This window comes from Actinomadura barringtoniae (assembly GCF_017573505.1).
Classification (GTDB): Bacteria; Actinomycetota; Actinomycetes; order Streptosporangiales; family Streptosporangiaceae; genus Spirillospora; species Spirillospora barringtoniae.
On record NZ_JAGEOJ010000018.1, the window covers coordinates 92,182 to 116,423 of the forward strand.

The window sequence follows — 24,242 nt, forward strand, 5'->3', positions numbered from 1 at the left end:
GAGGCCCGCCATGGCGGACAAGGACAAGCGCCGGCCGGAGCCCGCGGGCGACAAGCCATCGGGCGCCAAGCCCGCGGCGCCGGGTCCGAACCGTACGGCGCCCGGTGCGAGCCGCCCGGTGGCCGGACCGGCCCGCGCGCCGTCCGGGCCGAGCCGGGTCCTCGGAACGGCCTCCCAGGGCGAGCACGGGTGGCGGGTGTCGGTCGGCGCCGAGCTGTACTGGATCGAGGAGACCTGCTCCTGCGCGACGCAGTGCCAGGAGGAGACGGCCCGGGTGTGGCGCGCGGTCAACATCACGCTCGGCGGGGCGGCGGTGCTGACCGCCGGGGTCGCGGGCAGCATGATGCTCGCGGGCAGCTCGTACGGGGTGGTGGCGGGCGCGCTCGCGCTGGTCGCGGCGCTGCTGTCCACGCTCATCGGGATGCTCGGCCCGGCCCGCAGGGAGAGTCAGGCGGTCGACTCGGCCAAGGCGTTCGAGTCGGTGCAGGCCCTGGCGCGGCAAGCCAGGCAGGTCGACCTCGCGGGGCAGTACTTCGAGCAGGCGCGTGAGGAGCTGGCCAACCTCACCGAACGCTGGCAGGCGGTGAACCAGGCCGCGGTTCCGGTGTCGCGCTGGGCCCGGCTGCGGATCGGCAAGCAGACCGCCGCGACCGAGAACACCGAGGAGCACCTGACCGAGCGGATGAGCGACGTGGTGAGCGTCTTCGTCCCGCAGCCGCGCGCCGCCGACCAGTTCTCCTGAACGGCATGGAAAGAGAGACGGCATAAAGAACGGTCCCGGATTCCACGGGACCGTCCTTGTTCATCGCTTCAGAGCGATGGGCATCGCTTCAGAGCGATGGGCGGAGCTTCTGCTCAGTAGCGCGCCAGGTAGTGGCGGTAGACGTACTTCTTCATGTACTTCTTCTTCACGCCGCCACGCAGCTTCACCCAGCCGCGCGGGTTGCGGCACTTCTTCGCGAAGACGATCTTGCCGTTCCGCAGCGCGCCGATCTTCTTGCCGGCGGGCTTCTCGCGCACGTTGAGGCCGTGCATGGCCCCGACGGTGTAACGGCAGACCGGGCTCATCGCGACGGCGGCGCCGTCCTGCGTGGGCGCGGCGGTGGCGGCGTCGGCCGCGCCGGAGGCGAGCATGACGGCTCCCCCGGTGGCCAGGCCCGCGATGGAAAGAGCCATTCCTGTACGAATGCTCGTACGCATTTCTCTCCCTTGGCAGGTGAGATCAGGCGGAAGATCCGCGATCTCCTTGCCGGAGAGACTCTCCCCGTTTCTGTGACCTTAGTCTGATCTGTCGTTAAACAGTTGCAAGATCACGGCGGGACAAATCGGCTAATTTCCGGAAAACGAGGAAGCTATAGGGCAACGAACGTCAGGCCGCGCTTCTTCAGCTTCGGGATGACCGTCTTCAGCGAGGCCATGGTCTGCGAACGGTCGCCGCCGCCGTCGTGGCAGAGCAGGATGTTGCCCGCCTTGGCGGTCAGCAGCGTGCGCCGGATGTGTCCGACGCCGGGCCGCGACCAGTCGCGCGGGTCGACCGCCCAGTCGATCGGCAGCATGCCGTGCTCGGCGATGGTGTCCATCGTCGCCTTCGACCAGTTGCCGCCCGGGGCGCGGAAGAAGGTGGGAACGATCCCGGTGACCTGCGCGATGCGGTCGTGGGCCTCCACGATCTCCTTGCGCACCTGCTTGGTCGACAGGTGCCCGAGCGACAGCGGGTGGGTCATGGTGTGGTTGCACACCTGGTGGCCCGCGTCGGCGATGCGCCGCGTCGTCTTCGGGAACTCCTTGACCTGCTCGCCGATGATGAAGAACGTCGCGTGGATCTCGTTCTCGGCGAGGATGTCCAGGACCTTCGGCGTGTAGAGCGGGCTCGGCCCGTCGTCGATGGTCAGCGCGATCGTCTTCGGCGGCGGCGCGGGGACCAGTTCGCTCAGGTCGCGGATCGGCGTCTTCGGTTTGACCGCGGTGACGTGCTGGTTCGGCGACCAGGAGGGCGCTCGCGGCGACGGCGTCGGCTTCGGATGGATGATGGCGCGCGGTCGCGGACCGGGAGGCGAGGGCGTCCGCGGCGCGTCCGCGTGCGGCGCCTTCGCGGACTGGCGCACGCCGTCCGCGCTCAGGGCGGCCAACCCGGCCGCGCCCATCAGCCACAGTGCCTTCCGGCGCGACGGTTCGCCAGCTTCGGTAACCCGCACAACGGCCACGTTATCGAGGTTTGCGACGGTTACGGCACCAGTCAGATCACAATCGGTTCAAGTGCGGAGGCGATCGGTGCCGATCCAGTGGTCCTGCCGGGCATGAAACTGGGTGGCGCCCCGAGGACACCACCCAGTACTTCAGTCCGCTCCGCGTCAGACGGAGGCCAGCGCGTCGATCTCCACGAGCATCTGCGGCAGCGGGAGGTCGACGAACACGGTCGTGCGCGCGGGGAAGACGCCGCTCGGGCAGTGCTTGGCCATGAACTCGCCGTACACCTCGTTCATCAGCGGGAAGTCGTCGCGCTTGGTGAGGTAGACGCGCAGCATCACGACGTCGTCGAAGCTCCCACCGCCCGCGTCCAGGATCGCCTTGACGTTCTCCAGCACGCGCAGGGTCTGCGCCTTCACGTCACCCTCGTGCACGAACGCGCCGGACGCCGGATCCATCGAGCCCTGCCCGGACACCTGCAGGAGCGAGCCCTTGCGGACGCCCTGGGGGAACACCGGCAGCGGGGCCGGCGCGGCGTCGGTGGCGATCGCGGTCTTGTCGGTCACGGTCTCTCCTTCTCGTATCCACAGTCCGCCGAGATGGCGCGGGTGGCCGCCAGCAGATCCGGCAGCAGCCCGAGTACCTGGTCCCGGTCTAGCACGACATCGGGAACCGAGATCGACGCGGCCGCCACCACGCGCCCGGCGGCGCCGCGGACCGGCGCGGCGACACAGCGGATGAACGTCTCGTGCTCGGCGTCGTCCATCGCGTGGCCCTGCGCGGCGACGCGGTCGAGCTCGGCGAGCAGCTCGCGCGGGCCGGCGATGGTGTTGGCGGTGTGCGGGGTGTACTCGATCGCCTCGGCGACCTGGCGGCGCTGCACCTCGGGCAGGTCGGCGAGCAGCACCTTGGCGATCGCCGTGCAGTGCAGCGGCATCCTCAGCCCGACGCGGGAGTACATCCGGATCGCGTGCTTGGAGTCGTACTTGTCGAGGTAGACGACCTCGCCGCCCTCGTACACGCCGAGGTGAACGGTCTGGCCGGTCTTCTCGTTCAGCCGGGCCAGGTGCGGCGCCGCCAGCCCGCGCACGCCGCGCTGCTCCAGCGCCGTCCCGGCGAGCGCGAACATCCGCGATCCGAGATGGAACCTGTGGTCGGAGTCCCGGTAGGCGAACCGTTCCTCCTCCAGCGTGCGCAGCAGCCGCATGACGGTCGTCTTGTGCACGCCCACGGTGGCGGCCAGCTCGTCGAGCGTGCGCGGGCCCTCGCCCAGCTCGATCAGGATCTGGAGTGCCCGGCCCAGGCTCTGGCTCATCGCGTCTCCCTCTTCGAACCCAGGTCCAGACCCGACGCGCTCACGGTGACGGCGGCCCACTCCCCGGCCGTCGCCGCCAGCAGCGCGTCCACGACGTCCGGGGCGGGCGGTGCCCCGTGGTCGCCCGGCACCACCAGGGTCGAGGCCGCCGCGATGTGCCCGAGGCGCAGGCATCGCCGCTGGTCGTAGCCGCGCAACGTACCAGCGAGGTAGCCCGCGGCGAACGCGTCGCCCGCCCCGACCGGCTCGACCACGTCCACGCGCAGCGCGATCTCGGTGACCTGACCGCCCGCGGTGACGTCGGTGTCGACGGTGATCGCGGTGGCCTGGTGGGCGTCGTCCTTGACGACGAGTGTGCCAGGGCCGGGGAGCAGCTCGCGCAGGGCCCGGGGATCGCCGGTGCCGAAGACCTCGGCGGCCTCGTCGGCGCCCATGAGCGCGATGTCGGCGGCGTTCACCAGAGATCGCAGCGGCGAGGGGTCGCGGCCGCTCCAGAGGGTAGGCCGCCAGTTCAGGTCGAAGCTGATCGTGCGTCCCGGCACCGGGTCGTCCAGGATGGCGCGGACCAGGTCGAAGGCTTGGGCGGAGAGGGCGGGCGTGATGCCGGACAGATGAACCAGCCGGGCGTTCGCCAGCAGCGGCGAGCCGAGCAGCCCGGGACCGAGCGCCGATCCCGCCGAGCCCTTCCGGTAGTAGTGCAGAACGCTTCCGGCCGGGCCCGTCTCCTTCACGTAGAGGCCGGTGGGACGGACCGGGTCGACCTCGACGCCGCTGGTGTCGATGCCCGCGTTCGCCAGCTCCCGGACGATGCGGCGGCCGAAGCCGTCGTCGCCCACGCGGCCGGCCCAGGCGGTGGGGACGCCGAGCGCGACCAGCCCGCGCGCCACGTTGGCCTCCGCGCCGCCGATCGTGTGGTGGAACGTGCCGACGCCCTCGAGCGGTCCGGGCCCGTCCGGGATCAGCGCCGCCATCGTTTCGCCTACGCAGACCGCAGCCGGGAAGCGTTGCATCGGTCTCCTCCACCCTCGACCGTTGACCGGCGCGCCACGGTGATGTTACAACCGCACAAGCGCATAGTGCAATGAACGTTGCAAAGTGTGCAATCTAGGAGGTCAGGATGGTGACGGCCATCGACGACGGCGCCATCGGCGCGCTGCGTTCCGAACGACTCGACTGGCGTTTCAAGGCGATCCCCGCCGCGGCCCACGGAGAGACCGTCGAGGACTACCTCCGGGCCGGGCCCACGCTCGACGAGCTGGGCACCCCGCTCCTCACCCTCGACGAGGGCGCGCTCGCCCACAACGTGCGCCTGATGGCGGACTGGACGCGCGAGGCGGGCGTCCAGCTTTGCCCGCACGGCAAGACGACGATGGCGCCGCAACTGTGGCGCCGCCAGCTCGAAGCGGGCGCGTGGGGCATCACGCTCGCCAACCTTCCGCAGCTGCGCGTCGCCCGCGCGTTCGGCGTGCAGCGCCTGATGCTGGCCAACTCGCTCCTCGACCCCGCCGGGCTGGCGTGGATGGCCGGGCAGCTCGACGGCGACCCGCACTTCTCGTTCGTCTCGTGGGTCGACTCGGTGCGCTCGGTGGAGCTGATGGACGAGGCGCTGCGCGCCGCGCACTCCCAGCGGCCCCTGGAGGTGTGCGTCGAGCTCGGCGGGCTGGACGGCCGTACGGGGGTGCGCGACGAGGAGGAGGCCCTCGAGATCGCCGACGCCGTGCGCAAGACCGGCACGCTGCGGCTGGCCGGGCTCGCCGGCTACGAGGGCGCGCTCGCGCACGACGCGTTGGAGGAGGGCCGCGAGGCGGTCGACGACTACCTGCGCCGGGTCGCCGCGCTGCACGGCCGGCTGGCGTACGAGGCCGAGACCCCGATCGTGACCGCGGGCGGCAGCTCCTACTTCGACCAGGTCGTGGACGTGCTCGGCGGTCTCGACGGCGCCGAGGTGATCCTGCGTTCGGGCGCGTACATCATCCACGACGACGGCTTCTACCGGAGCATCTCGCCGTTCGCGCGCGGGACGGGCGAGGAACTGCTGCGTTCGGCGATGCACGGCTGGGCGCGGGTGATCTCGCGGCCGGAGCCGGGCCTGGCGCTGCTGGACGCGGGCAAGCGCGACCTGCCGTTCGACGAGGGGCTGCCCGAGCCGCAGTCGGTCGCGGACGCCACCTGCGTCGCGATGGCCGACCAGCACACGTTCCTGCGCGGCGGCCGCGTCGAGGTCGGCGACATCGTGAAGCTCGGCCTGTCGCATCCGTGCACCGCGATGGACAAGTGGAAGCTGATCCCGGTCCTGGGCGACGCGGGCGCCGAGAACCCCGTCGTGGTCGACCTGATCAGGACCTGGTTCTGATGTCCCGCCTGGTGATCCGCGGCGCGCGCGTCGTGGACGGTACGGGCGCACCCGGACGGGTCGCGGACGTCGCGATCGAGGTCTCCGGCGGCCGCATCGACGAGATCGGCGACGGGCAGACCGGGCCACGCCTGACCGGGACGGACACGATCGACGCGGACGGGCTCGTGCTCGCCCCCGGCTTCATCGACATGCACGCGCACTCCGACCTCGCGCTGCTCATCGAGCCCGACCACCTGGCGAAGGTGGGCCAGGGCGTCACGTGCGAGGTGATCGGCCAGGACGGCCTGTCGTACGCGCCGGTCGACGACGACACGCTCGCCGCCACCCGCAAGGCGATCGCGGGCTGGAACAGCGATCCGCCCGGGTTCGACTGGAGCTGGCGGAGCGTCGGCGAGTACCTGGACCGGCTCGACCAGGGCATCGCCGTCAACGCCTGCTACCTCGTGCCGCAGGGGACCGTCCGGATGCTCGCGATGGGCTGGGAGGCGCGCCCGCCGACCGAGGTCGAGCTCGACCGGCAGCGTGAGCTCGTCGCGCAGGGCATCGAGGAGGGTGCGGTCGGCATGTCCAGCGGGCTGACCTACGTGCCCGGGATGTACGCGAGCGACGACGAGCTCCTGGAGCTGTGCCGCGTGGTCGCCGATCTCGGCGGCTTCTACTCGCCGCACCACCGCTCGTACGGCGCGGGCGCGCTGGAGGCGTACGCCGAGATGGTGGAGCTGTCGCGCCGCTCGGGCTGCCCGCTCCACCTCGCCCACGCGACCATGAACTTCGGCGTCAACCGAGGCCGCGCCCCCGACCTGCTGCGCCTGCTGGACGAGGCGATCGAGGGCGGCTGCGACATCACCCTCGACACCTATCCCTACCTGCCCGGCTCCACCACGCTTGCCGCGCTGCTGCCGAGCTGGGCGAACGAGGGCGGGCCCGCCGCGACGCTGGCCCGGCTCGCCGACCAGGGCGAACGAGACCGGATCCGGCACGTGATGGAGGTCGACGGCTCGGACGGCTGCCACGGCGTGCCCGCCGAGTGGGAGACCATCGAGATCTCCGGCTCGCCCGATCCGTCGGTCATCGGGAGGACCGTCGCCGAACTCGCGGAGGCGGCCGGGCGGCCCGCGTTCGACGTCTACGCCGACCGGCTGCTGGCCGACGACCTCGCCACCACGATCCTTCAGCACGTCGGGCACGAGGAGAACGTTCAGGCGATCATGCGGCACCCGGCGCACACCGGCGGGAGCGACGGCCTGCTGGCGGCGGCCAAGCCGCATCCGCGCGCCTGGGGAACGTTCCCGCGCTACCTCGGCCACTACGTGCGCGACCTCGGCGTCCTGACGCTGGAGGAGTGCGTCGCGCACCTGACCGGCCGGGCCGCGCGGCGGCTGAAGCTGGCCGACCGGGGCCTGGTCAGGCCCGGGCTGCGCGCGGACCTCGTGCTCTTCGACCCGGCGGAGGTACGCGACGCGGCGACCTTCGCCGAGCCCCGGCAGCAGGCCGAGGGCATCCCCTACGTCTTCGTCAACGGGGTCGCGGTCATCGCGGACGGGCGGCACACCGGCGCACTGCCGGGCCGGTCGCTCCGCAGGACGGCGGACGGAGTCACCAGATAGCCCGAGCTCGACCCCCCTATCGCGAAGGACACCCCCCATGGTCCATTGGCTCCAACACGAGACGGGTGGTCTGCTGCTGCTGTGCGCGGCGGCCATCGCGGTCCTGCTGTTCCTGATCATCGTCGTCAAGCTGGAACCGTTCATCTCGCTGCTGGTCTCCGGCCTGGCCCTCGGCCTCGCCGCCGGGCTCAGCGTCGACAAGCTCGTCGGCACCGCGCTGAGCTCCAAGACCTCGCTGCTGGAAACCGGATTCGGGGGAATCCTCGGCCATATCGCGCCCATCATCGGGCTCGGCACGATCCTCGGCGCGATCCTGGAGGCCTCGGGCGGCGCGGACGTGCTGACCCGGCGGCTGCTCGGCATCTTCGGTGAACGCGGCGCGCCGCTGGCGATGGGGCTGGCCGGCCTCATCTTCGGCATCCCGGTGTTCTTCGACATCGGCATCTTCGTGCTGGCGCCTCTGGTCTACATCACCGCCAAGCGCGGCGGCCGCTCGCTCGTGCTGTACGCGATGCCGCTGCTGGCGGGCCTGTCCATGACGCACGCGTTCCTGCCGCCGCACCCCGGTCCGGTGGCGGCGGCCGGGCTGCTCGGCGTCTCGCTCGGCTGGCTCATCGTGATGGGCCTGATCTGCGGCCTCCCCGCGTTCCTGGTCGCGGGCGTCTGGTGGGGTTCGTTCATCGGCAAGCGCGTGATCATCGACGTGCCCGAGGACTTCATCGTCGGTGAGGAGGCGCGCGAGGCCGAGGCCGAGGGCGAGATCGACGCCGAGGAGGGCGGAAAGGAGGGCGGTAAGAAGGAGCTCCCCGAGCCGCCGCTCAGCCTGGTGCTGCTGGTCATCGCCGTCCCGCTCGTGCTCATCCTGCTCGCCACGTTCGGCACGGTCTGGTGGAAGCACAGCTCCCTGCTCCCGACGCTGACGTTCCTCGGCACGCCCGCCGTGGCGCTCACCATCGCCGTGCTGCTGGCCATGTGGCTGCTCGGACTGCGCCGCGGCATCCCGTCCGCCGAACTGTCCAGCCTCGCCACCAAGTCGCTGCGGCCGGTCGGCATGATCCTGCTCGTGGTCGGCGCGGGCGCGTTCTTCGGCGCGGTCATCGCGGCGACCGGCGTCGGCAAGGCGCTCGCCGACACCCTGTCGAGCTGGGGCCTGCCGGTCATCGTGCTGGCCTACCTCATCAGCTGCGGGCTGCGGCTGGCGCAGGGCTCGGCGACCGTCGCCATCGTCACGACCGGCGGCATCGTCGCCCCGCTGCTGAAGGAGCACGACTACTCGCAGGCGCACATCGCGCTCATCGTCATCGCCATCTCGGCGGGCTCGATCATCGCCTCGCACGTCAACGACGGCGGGTTCTGGATCGTGTCGCGCTACTTCAACATGTCGGTCCGGGACACCCTGAAGACCTGGACGGTGCTGGAGACGATCCTGTCGGTGGTCGGGTTCGCGGTCGCCGGGCTGCTCAGCACGTTCATCTAGTCATTCGGCACTGCCGGGCATCAGCGAACGGACGTGGGCCATGATCGGCCCGCGCAGGCCGGGAAGGGCGGCGTGGTCGCCCGCGGCGACCTTCCCGGTCACCATCGCGGCGACGCCGCCCACGACCATCTGCGCGGCGAACTCGGGGTCGGGCAGGTCGCGCCATCCCCGGTCGTCCAGCAGCACCCGCAGCATCAGCTGGACGAACTGCCGCTGGATCTCGTGCCGGCGGCTCGCGGCGGCCGGTCCGGCGGCGTAGACCTCCAGCAGGAACGTGCGGGCGCGCGCCGAGTCGGCGGCCAGCCCGTCCAGGTAGTGGGTCAGCACCTGGTCGAAGCGTTCCAGCGCGGGCAGCTCGGGCGGGCCCACCGCATCGGTCACCGCACCGAGCAGCAACTCGGCCGAGGTCTCGAACGCGGCGAGAAAACAGTCCTGCTTGTCGGTGAAATGTTCGTAGAACGTCTCACGTGACACGTGCGCGCGCTTCAGCACGTCGGCCACCGAGGTGTGCACGTAGCCCTTCTCCGCGACGACCTCGGTGATGCCCTGCAGCAGGCGTTGCCGCTGGGAGGCGGCGACCTGTTCCCGGGTCAGCTGATGACGACCCCGGGGAAGCGCGTCGAAGCCGGGGGAGTCCACGGCACAAAGTTACCAATCAGTCGGTGAACTGGACAGAGACAATCTCCCGCGCCACGAACATGTGTGTTCGTGAAGGTGTTAACGTCTTCTCTGCATTCGGGGGCGGTCGCCGGTGTCGCGGAGGTATCGGCCGGCCGAGTGATCAAGGCCCGGCGCGACGGGCTCGCGGTGACCGCTAAGCCGGACAGCACGCCACGGGGGCCGAGCTGCGATGGTGCGATGGCGCCGCGCGTTCCGCCGACCCCGTCGCCGGGCCAGATCTCTCCGAATCCCGCAGGCGCCTTCGGGCGTACATGCGTGGCCGCGAGCGTCGCAGCCGTCGCGCAACCGTCACGGTGGCGCCGGTGTTCCACGTGCGTACCGCTTCCCCGTCCTGGGAGACCTCGTGGAACGACGCGCGCGCGGCCTGCTGGCCGTGCTCCTGACCGGCCAGTTCATGGTGAACGTCGACATCGCCATCGTGAACGTGGCCGCCCCGGCCGTCCGGTCCGACCTGCATCCCTCCGGCGGCGCGCTGGAGCTGGTGATCTCGGGCTACACGCTCACCTACGCCATGCTGCTGATCACCGGCGCCCGCCTCGGCGACACCTGGGGCCACCGCCGCTCCTTTCTCGGCGGACTCGCCCTCTTCACGCTCGCCTCGCTGGCCTGCGGGCTGGCCCCGGCGACGCCCGCGCTGATCGTCGCCCGGATCGTGCAGGGCGCTGCGGGCGCGCTGATGGTGCCGCAGGTCCTGTCCGGCATCCAGACCCACTTCGTCGGCAAGGCGCGCGAACGGGCGCAGGGGCTGCTCGTGCTGACGCTGTCCGGCGGCGCGGTCGCGGGCCAGGCGCTCGGCGGCATCGTCGTGTCGGCCGACCTGTTCGGCCTGTCGTGGCGGCCGATCTTCCTGATCAACGTTCCGGTGGGCCTGGCCATGCTCGCGCTCGGCCCGCGGCTGATGCCCGCCGACGTACGCGGTGAGCGCAAGCGCCTGGACCTCGGCGGCGTCGCGTTGCTGTCGGCGGCCGTGCTCGCCGCGATGCTGCCGCTGGTGTTCGGCCGGGAGCTGCACTGGCCGGTGTGGCTGTGGGTCATGCTCGCCGCCAGCGTTCCGGCACTGGTCGCGTTCGTGCTGTGGCAGCGCCGGGTCAAGGCCCGGGGTGGATACCCGCTGCTCAACCTCGAAGTGATCGCCCAGCCGGTGATCCGGTGGGGCCTCGCCTCGCTCGCGGCGTCGACGGCGACGTACTTCGCGCTGATGTTCGTGCTGGCGCTCTACCTGCAGCAGGGGCTCGGCAAGAGCCCGCTGTTCTCGGGACTGGTGCTGGTGTCGTGGGTCGCGGCGTTCGGCATCGCCGGGCCGGTGCTGCCGCGCTGCCCACAGTGGTTCTCCTCCCGCGCGGCCGTCATCGGGTACGTGATCCTCGCGGTCGCCTACCTGGCGATCGGCGCCTCGCACGCCCACCCGGTGCCGCTGGTCATCGCGCTCGGCTTCGGCGGGCTCGGCCTCGGCATGGGCTTCGCGTCGATGCTCGGCCGGATGAGCGCCGCCCTGCCACAGCGGTACGCGGCGGACATGAGCGGCCTGTTCAACACCAACGCGCAGCTGGCGGCGGTCGCGGGCGTCGCCGTCTTCGGGACCGTCTACCTGGGTTTCGCCGACCGTCCCCAGCACGCGTTCACCATCGTGACGAGCGTGTTCGCGGCGTCCGCCCTCACCGCGGCCGTGCTGGCGGCGATCACCGTGCGCCTCGCGCGCCGTACGGCGGTGTCAGGGGCGGAATCAGCGTCGGGATCAGGGGAGCAGGCCGGAGCGGCGGGCGGCGGCGACGGCCTCGAGGCGGGTGTGGGAGCCGAGCTTGCGCATGGCGGAGCGTAGGTAGCTCTTGACCGTCTCCGGCAGCAGCCCGAGGCGCTGGGCGGTGTCGGCGTTCGTGCAGCCGATCGCGACGTAGGACAGCACGTCCAGCTCCCGGGGCGACAGCGCGGGCCCGGGCGGGCGCATCCCGTCCGGGCTGGTCGCCGCGGCCAGCCGGATGGAGGCCGCCAGCAGCCGCTCGCGCACCGCGTCGTCGGTGACCTGCTCGGCGAGGCCGCGCAACTCGGCGTGCACGGCGCGGACCTCCTCCCACCGCGCGGTCGGGTCGCAGTCGGGCTGGAGGCGGGCGAGCGCCTCGTCGGCCTCGTCCCGTACGGCCAGCTCCTGCTCCAGGTCGCGGGTCGCCTCGACGGCCGCCGCGATCACCCGGTCGGCGAGCGAGAGCGGCTCGCGCAGCGCCCCGTACAGCACGCCGCGGACCCGCCGCCGCACCACGACCGGCACCGCCACGATCGACAGCAGCCCCTCGGCGGCGACCGGCGCGTCGTAGTCGTGGCTGATCGTCGCGGCCTGCGGGTAGTTGCTCACCCAGACCGGCCGCCCGAGCGCCATCGCCTTGCCGCCGAGCCCGGACCCCTGCCTGATCGTCAGGCCCTTCAGCGAGCCCGTGGAGTTGCCCACCAGCTCGGTGATCCGGAAGCGCTCCTGCCCGGCGAGCGCGCCGCCGAACACCATCGGCAGCCCCGTGCTCCGATGGAGTGACAGCACCGCGGCCCTGACCGCGCCGGCGTCGTCGCCCATGAGCCCCAATATGCCTGGTCGCGCGCCGTACGACCAGGGGTCGGGCGTGCCGGGGGCCCGATCAGAGCTGGGAGAGGCCGAGGATGTCCAGGGACTCCTCGCGCATCTGGACCTTGCGGATCTTCCCGGTGACGGTCATCGGGAACTCGTCGACCAGGTAGACGTAGCGGGGGATCTTGTAGTGGGCGAGCCGGCCCGTGCAGAACTCCCGGAGCGACTCGTCGGTGATCGGCTCGGCGCCCGGCCGGAGCCGGATCCAGGCCATCAGTTCCTCGCCGTACTTCTCGTCGGGGGCCCCGATGACCTGGGCGTCCAGGATGTCGGGGTGGGTGTAGAGGAACTCCTCGATCTCGCGCGGGTAGACGTTCTCGCCGCCGCGGATGACCATGTCCTTGATCCGGCCGGTGATCTGCACGTAGCCGTCGGCGTCCATCACCGCGATGTCGCCGGTGTGCATCCAGCGGGCCTTGTCGATGGCCTCGGCCGTCTTCTCCGGCTCGTCCCAGTAGCCCAGCATCACCGAGTAGCCGCGGGTGCAGAACTCGCCGGGCACACCGCGTTGCACGGTGACGCCGCTCTCCGGATCGACGATCTTGATCTCGAGATGCGGGTGGACGGTGCCGACGGTGGAGACGCGGCGGTCCACCGAGTCGCCCGCGCGGGTCTGCGTGGACACCGGCGAGGTCTCGGTCATGCCGTAGCAGATCGCCACCTCGGTCATGCCCATCCGCTCGATGACCTGCTTCATCACCTCGACCGGGCAGGGCGAGCCCGCCATGATCCCGGTGCGCAGCGAGGACAGGTCGTAGGTCTCGAACGACGGGTCGCTGAGCTCGGCGATGAACATCGTCGGCACGCCGTACAGCGACGTGCAGCGCTCGGCCGCGACCGCCTGCAGCGTGGCCGTGGGGTCGAACGCGGGGGCCGGGATCACGATGCACGAGCCGTGGCTGGTCGCCGCCAGGTTGCCCATGACCATGCCGAAGCAGTGGTAGAAGGGCACCGGCACGCAGATCCGGTCCTCCTCGTCATAGCCGCACAGCTCGCCGACGAAGAAGCCGTTGTTCAGGATGTTGTGGTGCGAGAGCGTCGCGCCCTTGGGGAACCCGGTCGTGCCGCTGGTGTACTGGATGTTGATCGGGTCGTCCGCGCTGAGGCCCTCGGCGATCTCGGTCAGGCGCGCCGGGTCGCCAGTGCGGCCGGTGCCGAGCAGGTCGTTCCACGAGTCGCGGCCGAGCAGGACGACGTCGGTGAGCGCCTCGCACTTCGGCCGGACATCCTCGATCATCGCCGCGTAGTCGGAGGTCTTGAACGCGGGCGCGGCGACGAGCGTGCGGATGCCCGCCTGGTTGAGCACGAACTCCAGCTCGTGCACCCGGTAGGCGGGGTTGATGTTGACCAGGATCGCGCCGATCTTGGCGGTCGCGTACTGGACGAACGACCACTCCGCGCAGTTCGGCGCCCAGATGCCGACCCGGTCGCCGGTCTTGACGCCGAGCTCGAGCAGGCCGAGCGCGACGGCGTTCACCTCGTCGGCGAACTGCGCGTACGTCCAGCGCCGCCCGCTGGCGCACTCGACCAGCGCGTCCCGGTCGGGGTAGGCGGCGACCGTACGGTCCAGGTCGGCGCCGATCGTGTCGCCGAGCAGGGGGGCCGTGGACGGCCCGGAGGCGTAGGCGAGCGTCGACTTGATGATGGCCCCGGTCATGTCGCGTCCTCCCGGAACTCACCCGCCGGGCGGGCGTCGGCGTCGGGGTGCTTGTCGACCTCGCTGGCCCGCAACTCCACGCGGCGGATCTTGCCGGAGATGGTCTTCGGCAGCTCGGTCGTGAACTCCAGCAGGCGCAGCCGCTTGTAGGGCGACAGCTGCGCCCGGCAGTGCGCGAAGATCGACGCCGCGGTCTCGGCGGTCGGCTCCCAGCCGGCCGCGAGCGTCACGTACGCCTTCGGAACGGCGAGCCGTACCGGGTCGGGCGAGGGCACCACGGCGGCCTCGGCCACCGCCTCGTGCTCGATCAGCACGCTCTCCAGCTCGAACGGCGAGATCTTGTAGTCGGAGGCCTTGAAGACGTCGTCGGTCCGGCCCACGTAGGTGATGTAGCCGTCGGCGTCGCGCGAGCCGATGTCGCCCGTGCGGTAGAAGCCGTTGGCCATCACCTGCTCGGTCCGCTCGTCGTCGCCGTGGTAGCCCTTCATCAGGCCGAGCGGGCGGTCGGTGAGGTCGAGGCAGATCTCGCCCTCCTCGGCGGCCTCGCCGCTGATCGGGTCGAGCAGTTCCACCTTGTAGCCGGGCATCGGGCGGCCCATCGACCCGGGCTTCACCGGCTGGCCCGGCGAGTTGCCGACCTGCAGCGTGGTCTCGGTCTGCCCGAACCCGTCGCGGATCGTGATGCCCCAGACCTCCTTGACCCGTTCGATCACCTCGGGGTTGAGCGGCTCACCGGCCGCCACCACCTCGCGCGGCGGGGTCTGGAGCCGGGACAGGTCGGCCTGGATCAGCATCCGCCACACGGTCGGCGGGGCGCAGAAGCTCGTCACGCCGCAGCGGTCCAGCTCGTTCAGCAGCCGGTCGGCGTCGAAGCGCGTGTAGTTGAAGATGAAGACGCAGGCCTCGGCGTTCCACGGCGCGAAGACGTTGCTCCACGCGTGCTTGGCCCAGCCGGGCGAGGAGATGTTGAGGTGCACGTCGCCGGGCCGCAGCCCGATCCAGTACATCGTCGACAGGTGACCGGCCGGGTAGGACGCGTGCGTGTGCTCCACCAGCTTCGGCTGCGCCGTCGTGCCCGAGGTGAAGTACAGCAGCAGCGTGTCGCTCGCCATGGTCGTGCCGTACGGGGTGAACGTCTCCTCCGCGCGGTAGGCGGCGTCGTAGGGCAGCCATCCCGCGACCGGCTCGCCGACCGCGATCCGGGTGTAGTCGCCGGGCACGTCCGCGAACTTGGGGGTGTCGGCCGACCCGACCACCACGTGCCGCGCCTTACCCCGGGTCAGCCGGTCGCGCAGGTCCGCCGGGCCCAGCAGCGGCGTGGACGGGATGATCACCGCGCCCAGCTTCATCGCCGCCAGCAGCGTCTCCCACAGCTCGACCTGGTTGCCGAGCATCACGATGATCCGGTCACCGCGCCGCACCCCGGCCGTGCGCAGCCGGTTGGCGACCTGGTTCGACCGCCTGGCCAGCTCGGCGAACGAGTAGCGCGCCTCGCCGCCGTCCTCCTCGACGATCCACAGCGCCGGGGCGTCGTTGTCCTCGGCGATCTTGTCGAACCAGTCCAGAGCCCAGTTGAACCCGGTCAGCACGGGCCACTGGAATTTCTCGTACGCGGCCGCGTGGTCCTCCCGCGCGCCGAGCAAAAAGTCGCGAGCCGCACGGAACTCGACTGCCGGCATGGGGTTCCTCCTCGTAGCCGCGTTGCCACCCAGCTACGAGGATCGTTCGACACTCCTGTGACCCGCACCACCCCCGAACGGGGGTAGAACGAATGTGGAACGCGGCATGACCGCCATGTGGTCGCCCATTTGCTCACGGGGCCTGGTCAGCCGAGGCGTTCGACCGCGTGCCGCAGCCGTCGCAGGTCCCGCAGCCGGTGCTCGTACGTCGCCCCGATGACCAGCAGCGCCAGGCCCGCCGCCGCGATCGGCACCCAGCCGGGCAGCTGCCCGCTCGCCTCCGCGACGTACGGCGCGAGTTGCCGTGCCGCGTCCGCCACCAGTACCGCACCGCCCAGCAGGAGCGGAGCCTGGAGGCGCGCCTTCGCTCCGATGAGCGCGATCGCCAGCGCGGCGGCGCCGAGCAGAAGCGCGCGCAGGCCCGCGGGCTCGTGCCAGGACACCAGCAGGCTCGGCAGGAGCGTGCTCGCCAGTCCCGGCCCGTACGCGATCCACGACGAGACTCCCGAGTCCTGGCGGCGCCGCATCCACCCCATGGTCAGCAGGGCCACCGAGACGGGCAGCGTGTAGGCCTCGGGCGAGGTGACATGGGTGTCGGCGAGACGGACCCACCAGGCCGCGAGCATCAGCATCGACCCGGCCCAGGTGGCCTGGCGCCTGTCTCTCCGCAGCGAGACCGCGAAGGCCAGCACGCCGCCGAACGACAGCGCCAGGCTCAACGCCAGTGGATCGACGACGGCCATCCCGATGCCCACGGCGCCCACCGCGGACGCGACGACCTCGACCGGCAGGGCCCGCAGCCACGCCGCGACCGCGAGGCCGATCCCCGCAGCCGCCAGTACGCCGAACGCCGCCCATTGCACCGGCAGCCCGTACGCCAGCCCGTAAGCGGCGGCCGTTCCGCCGAGCGCCGCCGTCGCGGTGGCCGCAGCCCAGGGCCGCAGCGCGGGCGCCACGGCGAACCCGACGGCGAGCACCGTCACGACGCTCAACGTCGCCAGCGTCGTCTGCTCGATGGCCAGTGATGCGGCCACCGTCCACGCGGCCACCGCCACGGCCGTGATCCCGACGACCCGGTCCACCAGAGCCCACGCCGCGAGCAGGGCGGCCAGCCCGACGAGCATCGCCGGCCGCGCCTCGTACGGCACTCCCGGGATGGTCAGCACGGCGAGGGCGAGCACCGGCGCGGCGTCCGTACGACGCCCGAGGGCGAGCACGACGGCCACGATCGCGAGCACGACCGGGGCCGCGGGCAGCATCCAGAACCGCATGTCGGCCGGAAGCACCGCCGGAGCGCCCGACCATACGTCCTGCCGGAGCGGGCCGATCAGCGTGAGCGTCGTTCCGATCACCACACCGAGGACGGCCACACCCAGCGCGGCGAGGCCACCGATCTCCGTGGCCCGGCGCACCCGGACCGGCAGCACCCGAGCTGCGCCGACGACCGCGATGGCCGCCACGGCGATTCCCGCCGCGACCCACCGGTGCCCCATCGGCAGTGCCGCGGCGATCCCAAGAGGCAGGAGCAGCCCGGCACCGACCGCGAGCCTCCGTTCGGCGAACACCGCCCAGACCATCGCCACCGCGGCGGCGACCGCCAGAACGACACCCGACTCGACCGACGACTCCGTCACCGCCATGCCCAGCCCGAGCAGACCGCCCATGACCCAGGCCGGCAGCCCCGTGAACGACGCCGTTCCCCTCGTCCTGCTGCTCTTGGCCAGGACACGGATCAGCAGATCGGCGAGCGCGAGTGTCAGCAGCGTCATCGCCATGCCCATGGTCCCGGCGTCCGCCGAGACTGCCCACAGCGGCAGGATCAGCTGCCCGACGAGGATGGCCTGCGGCATCGCCAGCCGCACCGGCGCGATCGTCGCGTAGCCCGCCCAGTAGAGCGTGACGCCCAGAGAAGCGATCGCCGCGTACCGCACGGGATCCGCACTGTGCAGGCCGAAGAGGTTCCCCGCGTACGCCGCGTAGCACTCCAGCCCGATCAGCAGGAGCCCGACCACCGCGATCGTCTCCGCCGTCGCGGTCAGCCCCCGCTTGGCCAGCGGCCAGACCGACCACAACGCCACCCCGGTCAGCGTCGCGAGCACGAGCGCCCGGCCCCCGAGGCTCAGCGATCCCCAGCTGATGACCGTGAAGACCATCGCCGCGATGCCGAGCAGCACCCCGCCCAGCGACAGCAGCGCGTTCCGTACGCCCATCCGCGAGACGTCCGTCTGCCCGTCCGCCCGCGGCGGTCTGGGAGCCCACCCCATGGGCCCGGCGTTGGGCCACCCCATCGACCAGGCGTTGGGCCACACCGCGGGCCCGGCGTTGGGCGCGACGCTGTAGAGATGCGCGAGCAGCACTGAGCGCCGCTCGTTCAGCACGGCGAGCTTCTGATCGACCGTCCTCAGCTCCTGAGCGGCCGGACCGACCATCACCAGTCCGCACACCGGGCAGGAAGGCGGCGGGGGCGGCGGGAGCGGGGCTCGGCAACCAGGGCAGATCATCTGCATGCCAAGGAGCCTCACAGCCGCCCCGGCCGCGCACTATCCGCTCAAGTACTCAGATCCCCTAGGCACTCGACACGGGGTCTCTTAACTCTCGGCTTCCTTTTCGCGGGCGCGCTTGCGGCGTTTGCCTTCGTGCATCGCTTGAACGCGAGCGATCGGAATGGTGTGGCCCTCTTCGAGGAGATCGACGGGGAGTTTCTGCGGGGAGGGCATCGTCTCGGCCCACGGGTCGCGGTCGCCTAGGCGTTCCAGAGCCGTCTTGAGTGTGAAGTCGGCTGGTTTCACGCTGTCCAGCTCGTCCCAGGGGACCGGGAACGAGACGGGGGTGCCCGGGCGGATGCGTGGGCTGTAGGTGGCGACGACCGTCGCACCGCCCGCCCGGGTGGAGTCGAGGAACACCTTGCCCTCGCGGTCCTCCCGGATGAACGCGGTGGTGGCGAAGGACGAGTCGATGCGTTCGGCGCGTGCGGCGATGGCCCGGGTGGCCGCCGCTGCGTCCTCCGCGCCCACCCCGGACTCGATCGGCACGAAGATGTGCACGCCCTTGGCGCCGCTGGTCTTGACCGCGCCCGCCAGGCCGCTGTCGGCCAGGGCCTGCCGCACCAGGTGCGCCGCCCGTACGGACAGCCCGAACGAGCCGTCGCCCTCGGGCGGGTCCAGGTCCATGATCAGGTAGGTCGGGTGGGCCCACTCGCCCGCCAGGACCAGGGCCGGGTGGTATTCGATGGCGCGCTGGTTGCCGAACCAGATGAGCGTCCGGCGGTCGTTGCAGAGCGCGTAGGTGACCTTCCGCCGGGAGGTCTCGGCCCACAGCGGGACGGACGCGACCCAGTCGGGCGTGTACTTGGGCAGGTTCTTCTGCATGAACGGCTCGCCGCCGCGGTGCACGCGGACCACCGACAGCGGCCGGTCGGCCAGGACCGGGATGATCCGGTCGGCGACCGCGTCGAGGTAGTCGACGAGATCGCGCTTGGTCGCCTCAGCGCCGTCGAACAGCGGCTGGTCGAGGTTGCTCAGCGAGACCCCGGCCCGTTCTTCACCACCGGCCATGGACCCAACGTTACGGGCACATCCCCTCAAGTCGCCCGTTGGCGGGTCCAGATGTGCCGATTCGTCATATGGTGGCGGCCGTGCGTAGTGATCATTCATGGCGGAGGCCCAGTGCGCGGGGCACCGTCGTGGCGATCACCGCATCGGTCGTCTTCGTCCTCATCGTGCTCTTCGTGATGGTGGGGCTCGACGTCGCGGACAAGCTCAGCTCGGTCTTCGCCATGCTGGCGGGACTGCCGGTGTTCGCCTACACGGTCTACCGCGACGTCTCCCGTGGCGCGGCGCCGGGGCGGGAGGCCGAGGACGACGCGTTCCGGCGGCTGGGGACGGCGGTACGCAAGCAGTGGGAGGACGAGGCGGCGATCCGGTCGCTGTGGAGCCCGAAGCCGATCCGGATCCGCTGGTCGACGACGCGTCGGCCCGTTCAGGCGTCGGCGTCGGCGATTCTGGGCGAGGACGCGGTCGGCGGGCGTCCGCTGCGGGTGCGGGCGAGTGGCGAGGGCGAGGACCTCGCGGCGGCCGTACGGGCCCTTCCGGCGCGGCAGCTCGTGGTGATCGGTGAGCCGGGGTCGGGCAAGACGGCGCTCGCGATGCGCCTGGTCGTGAACCTGCTGGAGCACCCGGGGCCGGACGAGCCGCTGCCGGTGCTGCTGCCGCTGTCGTCGTGGGACCTGGAGGTCCCGCTGGACGCGTGGATGGCCGAACGGCTCGTCGAGGACCACGACTTCCTGCGCAGCGGCGCGGTGGCCGGGCGGCTGATCGAGGACGGCCGGATCATGCCGGTGCTCGACGGGCTCGACGAGATGGACGCCGCGCTGATGCCCAAGGCGATCAAGCTGATCGACCAGGCGGTGGGCGACGACCGGCCGCTGGTGGTGACCTGCCGGAGCGCCGAGTTCGAGAACGCCGTGACCGCGTCCAACCGCTTCTTCCGGCGCGCGCTGGTCGTCGAGCTGGAGCCCGTCGAACTGGACGACGCCGTCGCGTTCCTGCGCCGGATGCCGCGCGACGGGGACGAACGGTGGGCCGAGGTGATCTCCTGGCTGCGCGAGCACCCGGAGGGCGCCCTCGCGCAGGCGCTGGAGACGCCGCTGATGGTCGATCTCCTCCGCGACGTCTACGAGGACCCGGACACCGATCCGAAGGAACTGTTCACCGACGAACGGTTCACCGAGCGCGAGGCCGTCGAAGAGCACCTGCTCGACCGGTTCGTCCCGGCGGTGTACTCCGAGTTCCATCCCGACCGCCGCTACACCGCCCGCCAGGCAGGGAAGTGGCTTGGCTTCCTCGCGGTGCAGCTGTGCTGGCAGGGCACGCGCGACCTCGCGTGGTGGCGGCTTCGCTCACCGATCGTGAGCGTGGCGGCCGGCCTGGTCGTCGGTTTCGGCGGCTGGCTGATGGCCTCCATCCCGTTCGGCTTCTGGGCGGGGCTCCTCACCGCCACCACCACCGGGGTGGCGGCGGCCGTGGCGGCCCAGTACCGGTGGACGGACGTGGCGATGGACGAGCGGCGCGCGGCCGACCAGCGCTCGATCCTGCGGCGGAACCTGGCCGCGTCCGCACTGGTCGTGGCGTTCGCCGGGGCGGCGGTCGGCGGTCTGATCGGCTTCTTCTTCCTGGGTCAGGGCTACGAGCCGTCCCGCTTCGCCGGGTACCTGGTGACGTGGGCGGTGCTGTTCGGACTGGGGTCCGGGCTCAGCACGGCGTGGGGGTCGTACCAGCTGTCGCGCGCCTGGTTCGCGCTGACCGGGCGCATTCCGTTCCGGCTGATGACGTTCGTCGACCACGCTCACCGGCGCGGAGTGCTCCGCCGGGCGGGCGCGATCCACCAGTTCCGCCACGCGCGGCTTCAGGACCATCTGTCCGGAGGCACGCCGTTCTCCCAGCCCGCCGACGACCGCGAGCCGGCGGCGGAACGGGCGTCGCAGTGGTGGCTCTCGTCGGTGAGCAGGCTGGCGGCCGTGGGCCTGGTGACGGTGCTCACCCTGGTCATCGTCGCCGCCGCGTCCACCGTCTCGGGGGTCGACGTCGTGGCGGGCACCAGGCCGAAGGCGGAGCTCCAGGAGAATCCGACCTGCGATCATCAGAGCAACACCAACTGCACGTCGACGCAGGTCCTCACCTGGCGGCTGGCCCCGGGCTCCGCGCCGCAGACCACGGTGTTCCACGTGGGCAAGGCCGACTCGGGACGGCCCGTGACGAGCTTCGGCGGCTCGCTGAGCGCGGGCGGCTGCCCCGGCGTCGACCTCAGGATGACGCTCGTGGTGAATGGCGAACGCCGCACCGTCTCGACGGCCCGGCAGGGGAACCGGAACTTCCCCGACCTCGGCGGGCTGGAGAGCAAGATCGGGGACCGGTTCGCGTTCACGTTCCAGCGGCTCGACTCCAAACCCTGCGACGCCAAGGTCGTCTGGACCGGACCGGCGGCGATCCGAGCCACCCTCACCCGGCTCAGGGACCGGTTCGGCGGCACGGACTCGTAGCGACCGGCGGTGCGGACGTGTGGCGACCGGCGGCGCGGACTCGTAGTCCGGGTGGGTCCGCTCAGCCCTTGGGGATGTAGGGCGGGGCGACGCCCCAGCCCCAGTGCGGCATCGGGGCCTCGAGCGCGGGTTGCGCGTCGGTCTGGGAGTTGCCGAGCGCGAGCCGGGTGCCCCACTCGATGTAGGCGGCGAACGCGGAGCGGAACTCGGGGTCGCCGGGCAGGCCGACCTCGTCGGCGGCGTCCATGAGCAGGCTCACCCAGCGGCGGCGCTGCGGCTCCTGGATGCCCTTGCCGAGGTGCTGGCGGATCATGTGGTGGTAGCCGCCGCGCTGCTCGCTGTAGGAGTTCGGGCCGCCGAAGACCTCGGCGAGCCACATCGCGACGTACCTGGGGTGGCCGGGGTCCATGTGGGCGAACAGCGGGCCGACCAGCTCGTCCTCGACGACCTTGGAGTAGAAGACCTCGGTGAGCCGCTCGAATGCCTCGGAGCCGCCCGCCCACTCGTACATGGTCGGGACGGAGGAGCCGGGGCCGCGGACGGCGGTGCGCTCGTAGTGGCGCATCTCCTCGATCTGCTCGACGTACGGCTGGATCTCGGTGAAGAACGCCGTGAAGTGCTCGCCGCCGCGGAAGACCTCCAGGTGGTCCTTGGCGGAGGTCCAGACGATGCGCAGGATGTAGGCGCCGGGCTCGTCCACGCAGCGGGACAGCTCGTAGTCGACGCACTGCGGCGCGGCGGCCAGCGGGACGGCGGCGCGCGCGTAGGCGGCCTCGAACGCCTCGGCCCCGTCCGCGGGCACGCGGTAGCGGATGTACTCAACGATCACGATGATCGGCCCCCAAAGCTTCTCGTGGTGGCCTGATGTAATCATGTAATCGTTTCCGGGTCCAGAAAAACGATCATTTACGTCGTCTGGTCCGTCTAGGTCGTCAGCATGGTCCCCGCGTACGACAGTCCGGCGATGACCACCCACGACGCCAGGCCGAGCACCGCCATCCGCCCGCCCGTCCGCGTCATCGACGGCAGGTGGATCGAGCTGCCAAGCCCGAAGAGCGCGGCGGCCAGCAGCAGGTGCTGAACGTTCGACGCCGAACCCAGCAGGGACTCGGGGACCCGGCCGGTCGTGCGCAGCAGGATCATCACCAGGAACCCGGCCACGAAGAGCGGGAGCAGCGGCGGCCGCTTGGTGCTCTCGCCCTCCTCGGACGGGGCGGCGGTGGCGCGGCGGCGTACGGTCACCGCGATGATCGCCACCAGCGGCGCCAGCATCGCGACCCGCATCAGCTTGACCAGCACGGCCTCCTTCAGCGCGGCCGGTCCGGCCGTCTGGGCCGCCGCGACGACCTGGCCGACGTCGTGCACGCTCGCGCCGACCCAGCGGCCGAACGCGGCGTCCCCGAGCCCGAGCGGGTGGTGCAGCAGCGGGAGCACGCCGATCGCGAGCGTGCCGCAGAGCGTCACCACGGCGACCGCGTTGGCGACGTCGCGCTCGTCGCTGCGGGTCGTCTGGCTGACCGCGCCGATCGCGGACGCGCCGCAGATCGAGTAGCCGGTGGCCACGAGCAGGGGCTGGTCGCCGGGCAGGCCCAGCTTGCGGCCCATCCACAGCGTTCCGGTGAACGTCACGAGCACGACGCCGAGGACCATCAGGGCGGTGAGCCAGCCCAGGCCGAGCACGTCGGACAGGCTGAGCTGCAGGCCCAGCAGCACGATCGCGACGCGCATCAGGCGCTTGGCCGAGACCGAGAGCCCGGGGCGCGCGATGCCCTGGGTCAGCGTCCGTACGGCGGGCACGTGCGCGGCGGCGATGCCGAGCACCATCGCCGCGGTGAGCGTCGGGATGGCGGGCACCAGGTCGTGGACCAGCATCGACACCGCCACGCCCAGGGCCGCCAGGCACAGGCCCGGCGCGTTCCTGCGCAGGCCTGGGGGTACGGACAGGCCCGCGGTGGGGCGGACGAGGGAGCGGGGCGGCCTGGTCCCGAGGGCCTGGCTCACGACTCGGGGTAGGTGCGTCGGATGCTGCTGCCGAGCCGGGAGATGTCAGCGCCGTACAGATGGATCGAGATCGCCTTCGCCGTACCGGAATTGCACACCCTGTGGATATCTCCGGGCGGCGCGAACGCCGAGATCGAGCCGGTCGGGTTGACCACGTCCTCGATCGGCACCAGGCGGGACGACTGCCCGTCGGAGGCCAGGAAGTAGCGGCACTCGCTCTCCTCGCCCTCGTGCACCCCCGCCACGCACCACGACACGTGATCGTGGATGCAGGTGCGCTGGCCCGGCATCCAGACCAGCGCGACGACCGAGAAGCTGCCGTCGGGCTCGGCGTGCAGGACGTGCTGCCGGTAGCGCTCCGGGTCGCCCTCGCGCTGCTCGGGCGTGAGCAGGCCGGGGTCGCTCAGGAGCGGGCGCAGCGCCTCGCCGACCAGGTAGGCGGTCGGCTCGGGGGCCAGCCCGCGGCCGACGATCTCGCGGACCGCGTCGATCACGCTGTCGAGAACGACGGTGTTCTTGGTGGCGGTGGTGAGTGCGGTCATGACCCCCAGGGTCATGACCGGAACCCATAACGTCTAACGACGATCTGTTAGGCCCTTCAAAGGGCTGGTTATGGGTCCTCTAGGGCGGCTCG

General features: G+C 71.4%; 20 protein-coding genes. 6 read left to right on the forward strand and 14 right to left on the reverse strand.

The features are described from left to right. Positions 1 to 10 precede the first annotated feature (10 nt). Positions 11 to 742: a hypothetical protein gene (locus tag J4573_RS37970; protein WP_208260954.1), complete on the forward strand. Its 732-nt coding sequence runs from the start codon at positions 11 to 13 to the stop codon at positions 740 to 742. A gap of 113 nt (positions 743 to 855) precedes the next feature. On the opposite strand, the gene J4573_RS37975 is transcribed toward J4573_RS37970, so the two are convergent. The 5 genes from J4573_RS37975 to J4573_RS37995 form a co-directional block, all read right to left on the reverse strand. Further along, entirely contained in the window at positions 856 to 1,176 is a 321-nt protein-coding gene (locus tag J4573_RS37975) for an SH3 domain-containing protein (RefSeq protein WP_208260955.1), read from the reverse strand. A gap of 176 nt (positions 1,177 to 1,352) precedes the next feature. After that, positions 1,353 to 2,195 carry a polysaccharide deacetylase family protein gene (locus tag J4573_RS37980; RefSeq protein ID WP_307797230.1) on the reverse strand — a complete coding sequence of 281 codons (843 nt, stop codon included), beginning with the start codon at positions 2,193 to 2,195 and terminating at the stop codon, positions 1,353 to 1,355. A 156-nt stretch (positions 2,196 to 2,351) separates the two neighbouring features. Beyond that, positions 2,352 to 2,753: a RidA family protein gene (locus J4573_RS37985; protein ID WP_208260956.1), complete on the reverse strand. Its 402-nt coding sequence runs from the start codon at positions 2,751 to 2,753 to the stop codon at positions 2,352 to 2,354. Next, positions 2,750 to 3,502: an IclR family transcriptional regulator gene (locus J4573_RS37990; RefSeq protein ID WP_208260957.1), complete on the reverse strand. Its 753-nt coding sequence runs from the start codon at positions 3,500 to 3,502 to the stop codon at positions 2,750 to 2,752. Before J4573_RS37990 ends, J4573_RS37985 begins: the two co-directional genes overlap by 4 nt. After that, complete coding sequence (locus J4573_RS37995) at positions 3,499 to 4,512, reverse strand: sugar kinase (protein WP_208260958.1); 1,014 nt, start codon at positions 4,510 to 4,512, stop codon at positions 3,499 to 3,501. The genes J4573_RS37990 and J4573_RS37995 overlap by 4 nt, the downstream gene beginning before the upstream one ends. A gap of 107 nt (positions 4,513 to 4,619) precedes the next feature. Here J4573_RS37995 and J4573_RS38000 point away from each other — a divergent pair, with 107 nt between their 5' ends. From J4573_RS38000 to J4573_RS38010, 3 genes are read left to right on the forward strand one after another with little or no spacing between them, the layout of a single operon-like run. After that, a complete protein-coding gene (locus tag J4573_RS38000; RefSeq protein ID WP_208260959.1) occupies positions 4,620 to 5,855 on the forward strand; it encodes a type III PLP-dependent enzyme domain-containing protein in 1,236 nt (411 codons plus the stop codon). After that, positions 5,855 to 7,465: an N-acyl-D-amino-acid deacylase family protein gene (locus J4573_RS38005; protein ID WP_208260960.1), complete on the forward strand. Its 1,611-nt coding sequence runs from the start codon at positions 5,855 to 5,857 to the stop codon at positions 7,463 to 7,465. The genes J4573_RS38000 and J4573_RS38005 overlap by 1 nt, the downstream gene beginning before the upstream one ends. A gap of 37 nt (positions 7,466 to 7,502) precedes the next feature. After that, the gene (locus J4573_RS38010) at positions 7,503 to 8,942 is read left to right on the forward strand and encodes a GntP family permease (RefSeq protein ID WP_208260961.1); all 1,440 of its coding nucleotides are present in this window, start codon (positions 7,503 to 7,505) and stop codon (positions 8,940 to 8,942) included. On the opposite strand, the gene J4573_RS38015 is transcribed toward J4573_RS38010, so the two are convergent. Beyond that, complete coding sequence (locus J4573_RS38015) at positions 8,943 to 9,581, reverse strand: TetR/AcrR family transcriptional regulator (protein WP_208260962.1); 639 nt, start codon at positions 9,579 to 9,581, stop codon at positions 8,943 to 8,945. A 385-nt stretch (positions 9,582 to 9,966) separates the two neighbouring features. Here J4573_RS38015 and J4573_RS38020 point away from each other — a divergent pair, with 385 nt between their 5' ends. Further along, on the forward strand, positions 9,967 to 11,442 hold the full coding sequence (locus J4573_RS38020; RefSeq protein WP_208260963.1) for an MFS transporter: 1,476 nt from the start codon (positions 9,967 to 9,969) through the stop codon (positions 11,440 to 11,442). Here the strand turns inward: J4573_RS38020 and J4573_RS38025 are convergent. From J4573_RS38025 to J4573_RS38045, 5 genes are all read right to left on the reverse strand, one after another. After that, entirely contained in the window at positions 11,359 to 12,183 is an 825-nt protein-coding gene (locus J4573_RS38025) for a helix-turn-helix transcriptional regulator (RefSeq protein ID WP_208260964.1), read from the reverse strand. The genes J4573_RS38020 and J4573_RS38025 overlap by 84 nt on opposite strands. Before the next feature lie 61 nt (positions 12,184 to 12,244). Beyond that, entirely contained in the window at positions 12,245 to 13,891 is a 1,647-nt protein-coding gene (locus tag J4573_RS38030; protein WP_208260965.1) for an AMP-binding protein, read from the reverse strand. After that, entirely contained in the window at positions 13,888 to 15,570 is a 1,683-nt protein-coding gene (locus J4573_RS38035) for an AMP-binding protein (protein ID WP_208260966.1), read from the reverse strand. Before J4573_RS38035 ends, J4573_RS38030 begins: the two co-directional genes overlap by 4 nt. 146 nt (positions 15,571 to 15,716) lie before the next feature. Next, the gene (locus tag J4573_RS38040; RefSeq protein ID WP_208260967.1) at positions 15,717 to 17,999 is read right to left on the reverse strand and encodes an SCO7613 C-terminal domain-containing membrane protein; all 2,283 of its coding nucleotides are present in this window, start codon (positions 17,997 to 17,999) and stop codon (positions 15,717 to 15,719) included. 159 nt (positions 18,000 to 18,158) lie between these two features. Then, complete coding sequence (locus tag J4573_RS38045; RefSeq protein WP_208260968.1) at positions 18,159 to 19,124, reverse strand: DNA polymerase domain-containing protein; 966 nt, start codon at positions 19,122 to 19,124, stop codon at positions 18,159 to 18,161. Positions 19,125 to 19,252: 128 nt separating this feature from the next. Between J4573_RS38045 and J4573_RS38050 the strand changes: the two genes are divergently transcribed. After that, the gene (locus J4573_RS38050; RefSeq protein WP_208260969.1) at positions 19,253 to 21,607 is read left to right on the forward strand and encodes an NACHT domain-containing protein; all 2,355 of its coding nucleotides are present in this window, start codon (positions 19,253 to 19,255) and stop codon (positions 21,605 to 21,607) included. A 61-nt stretch (positions 21,608 to 21,668) separates the two neighbouring features. Here the strand turns inward: J4573_RS38050 and J4573_RS38055 are convergent, their stop codons facing one another. The 3 genes from J4573_RS38055 to J4573_RS38065 all read right to left on the reverse strand — a co-directional run bounded on the left by J4573_RS38055 (position 21,669) and on the right by J4573_RS38065 (position 24,150). Continuing rightward, positions 21,669 to 22,436, reverse strand: a complete 768-nt coding sequence (locus J4573_RS38055; protein WP_208260970.1) for a group II truncated hemoglobin — start codon at positions 22,434 to 22,436, stop codon at positions 21,669 to 21,671. 95 nt (positions 22,437 to 22,531) lie between these two features. Then, entirely contained in the window at positions 22,532 to 23,608 is a 1,077-nt protein-coding gene (locus tag J4573_RS38060; protein WP_208260971.1) for a YeiH family protein, read from the reverse strand. Next, positions 23,605 to 24,150, reverse strand: coding sequence for a cysteine dioxygenase family protein (locus J4573_RS38065; protein WP_208260972.1), 546 nt, complete (start codon positions 24,148 to 24,150; stop codon positions 23,605 to 23,607). The genes J4573_RS38060 and J4573_RS38065 overlap by 4 nt, the downstream gene beginning before the upstream one ends. Positions 24,151 to 24,242: the final 92 nt, after the last annotated feature.

What these genes read in the sequence shown, in the direction of transcription:
- J4573_RS38010 (WP_208260961.1), top strand. Translation starts at nt 7,503, where the DNA reads ATGGTCCATTGGCTCCAACACGAGACGGGTGGTCTGCTGCTGCTGTGC.
- J4573_RS37990 (WP_208260957.1), bottom strand. Translation starts at nt 3,502, where the DNA reads ATGAGCCAGAGCCTGGGCCGGGCACTCCAGATCCTGATCGAGCTGGGC.
- J4573_RS38040 (WP_208260967.1), bottom strand. Translation starts at nt 17,999, where the DNA reads ATGGTCGGTCCGGCCGCTCAGGAGCTGAGGACGGTCGATCAGAAGCTC.
- J4573_RS38030 (WP_208260965.1), bottom strand. Translation starts at nt 13,891, where the DNA reads ATGACCGGGGCCATCATCAAGTCGACGCTCGCCTACGCCTCCGGGCCG.
- J4573_RS37975 (WP_208260955.1), bottom strand. Translation starts at nt 1,176, where the DNA reads ATGGCTCTTTCCATCGCGGGCCTGGCCACCGGGGGAGCCGTCATGCTC.
- J4573_RS38035 (WP_208260966.1), bottom strand. Translation starts at nt 15,570, where the DNA reads ATGCCGGCAGTCGAGTTCCGTGCGGCTCGCGACTTTTTGCTCGGCGCG.
- J4573_RS38005 (WP_208260960.1), top strand. Translation starts at nt 5,855, where the DNA reads ATGTCCCGCCTGGTGATCCGCGGCGCGCGCGTCGTGGACGGTACGGGC.
- J4573_RS38045 (WP_208260968.1), bottom strand. Translation starts at nt 19,124, where the DNA reads ATGGCCGGTGGTGAAGAACGGGCCGGGGTCTCGCTGAGCAACCTCGAC.
- J4573_RS38000 (WP_208260959.1), top strand. Translation starts at nt 4,620, where the DNA reads ATGGTGACGGCCATCGACGACGGCGCCATCGGCGCGCTGCGTTCCGAA.
- J4573_RS37995 (WP_208260958.1), bottom strand. Translation starts at nt 4,512, where the DNA reads ATGCAACGCTTCCCGGCTGCGGTCTGCGTAGGCGAAACGATGGCGGCG.
- J4573_RS38025 (WP_208260964.1), bottom strand. Translation starts at nt 12,183, where the DNA reads ATGGGCGACGACGCCGGCGCGGTCAGGGCCGCGGTGCTGTCACTCCAT.
- J4573_RS37970 (WP_208260954.1), top strand. Translation starts at nt 11, where the DNA reads ATGGCGGACAAGGACAAGCGCCGGCCGGAGCCCGCGGGCGACAAGCCA.
- J4573_RS38065 (WP_208260972.1), bottom strand. Translation starts at nt 24,150, where the DNA reads ATGACCGCACTCACCACCGCCACCAAGAACACCGTCGTTCTCGACAGC.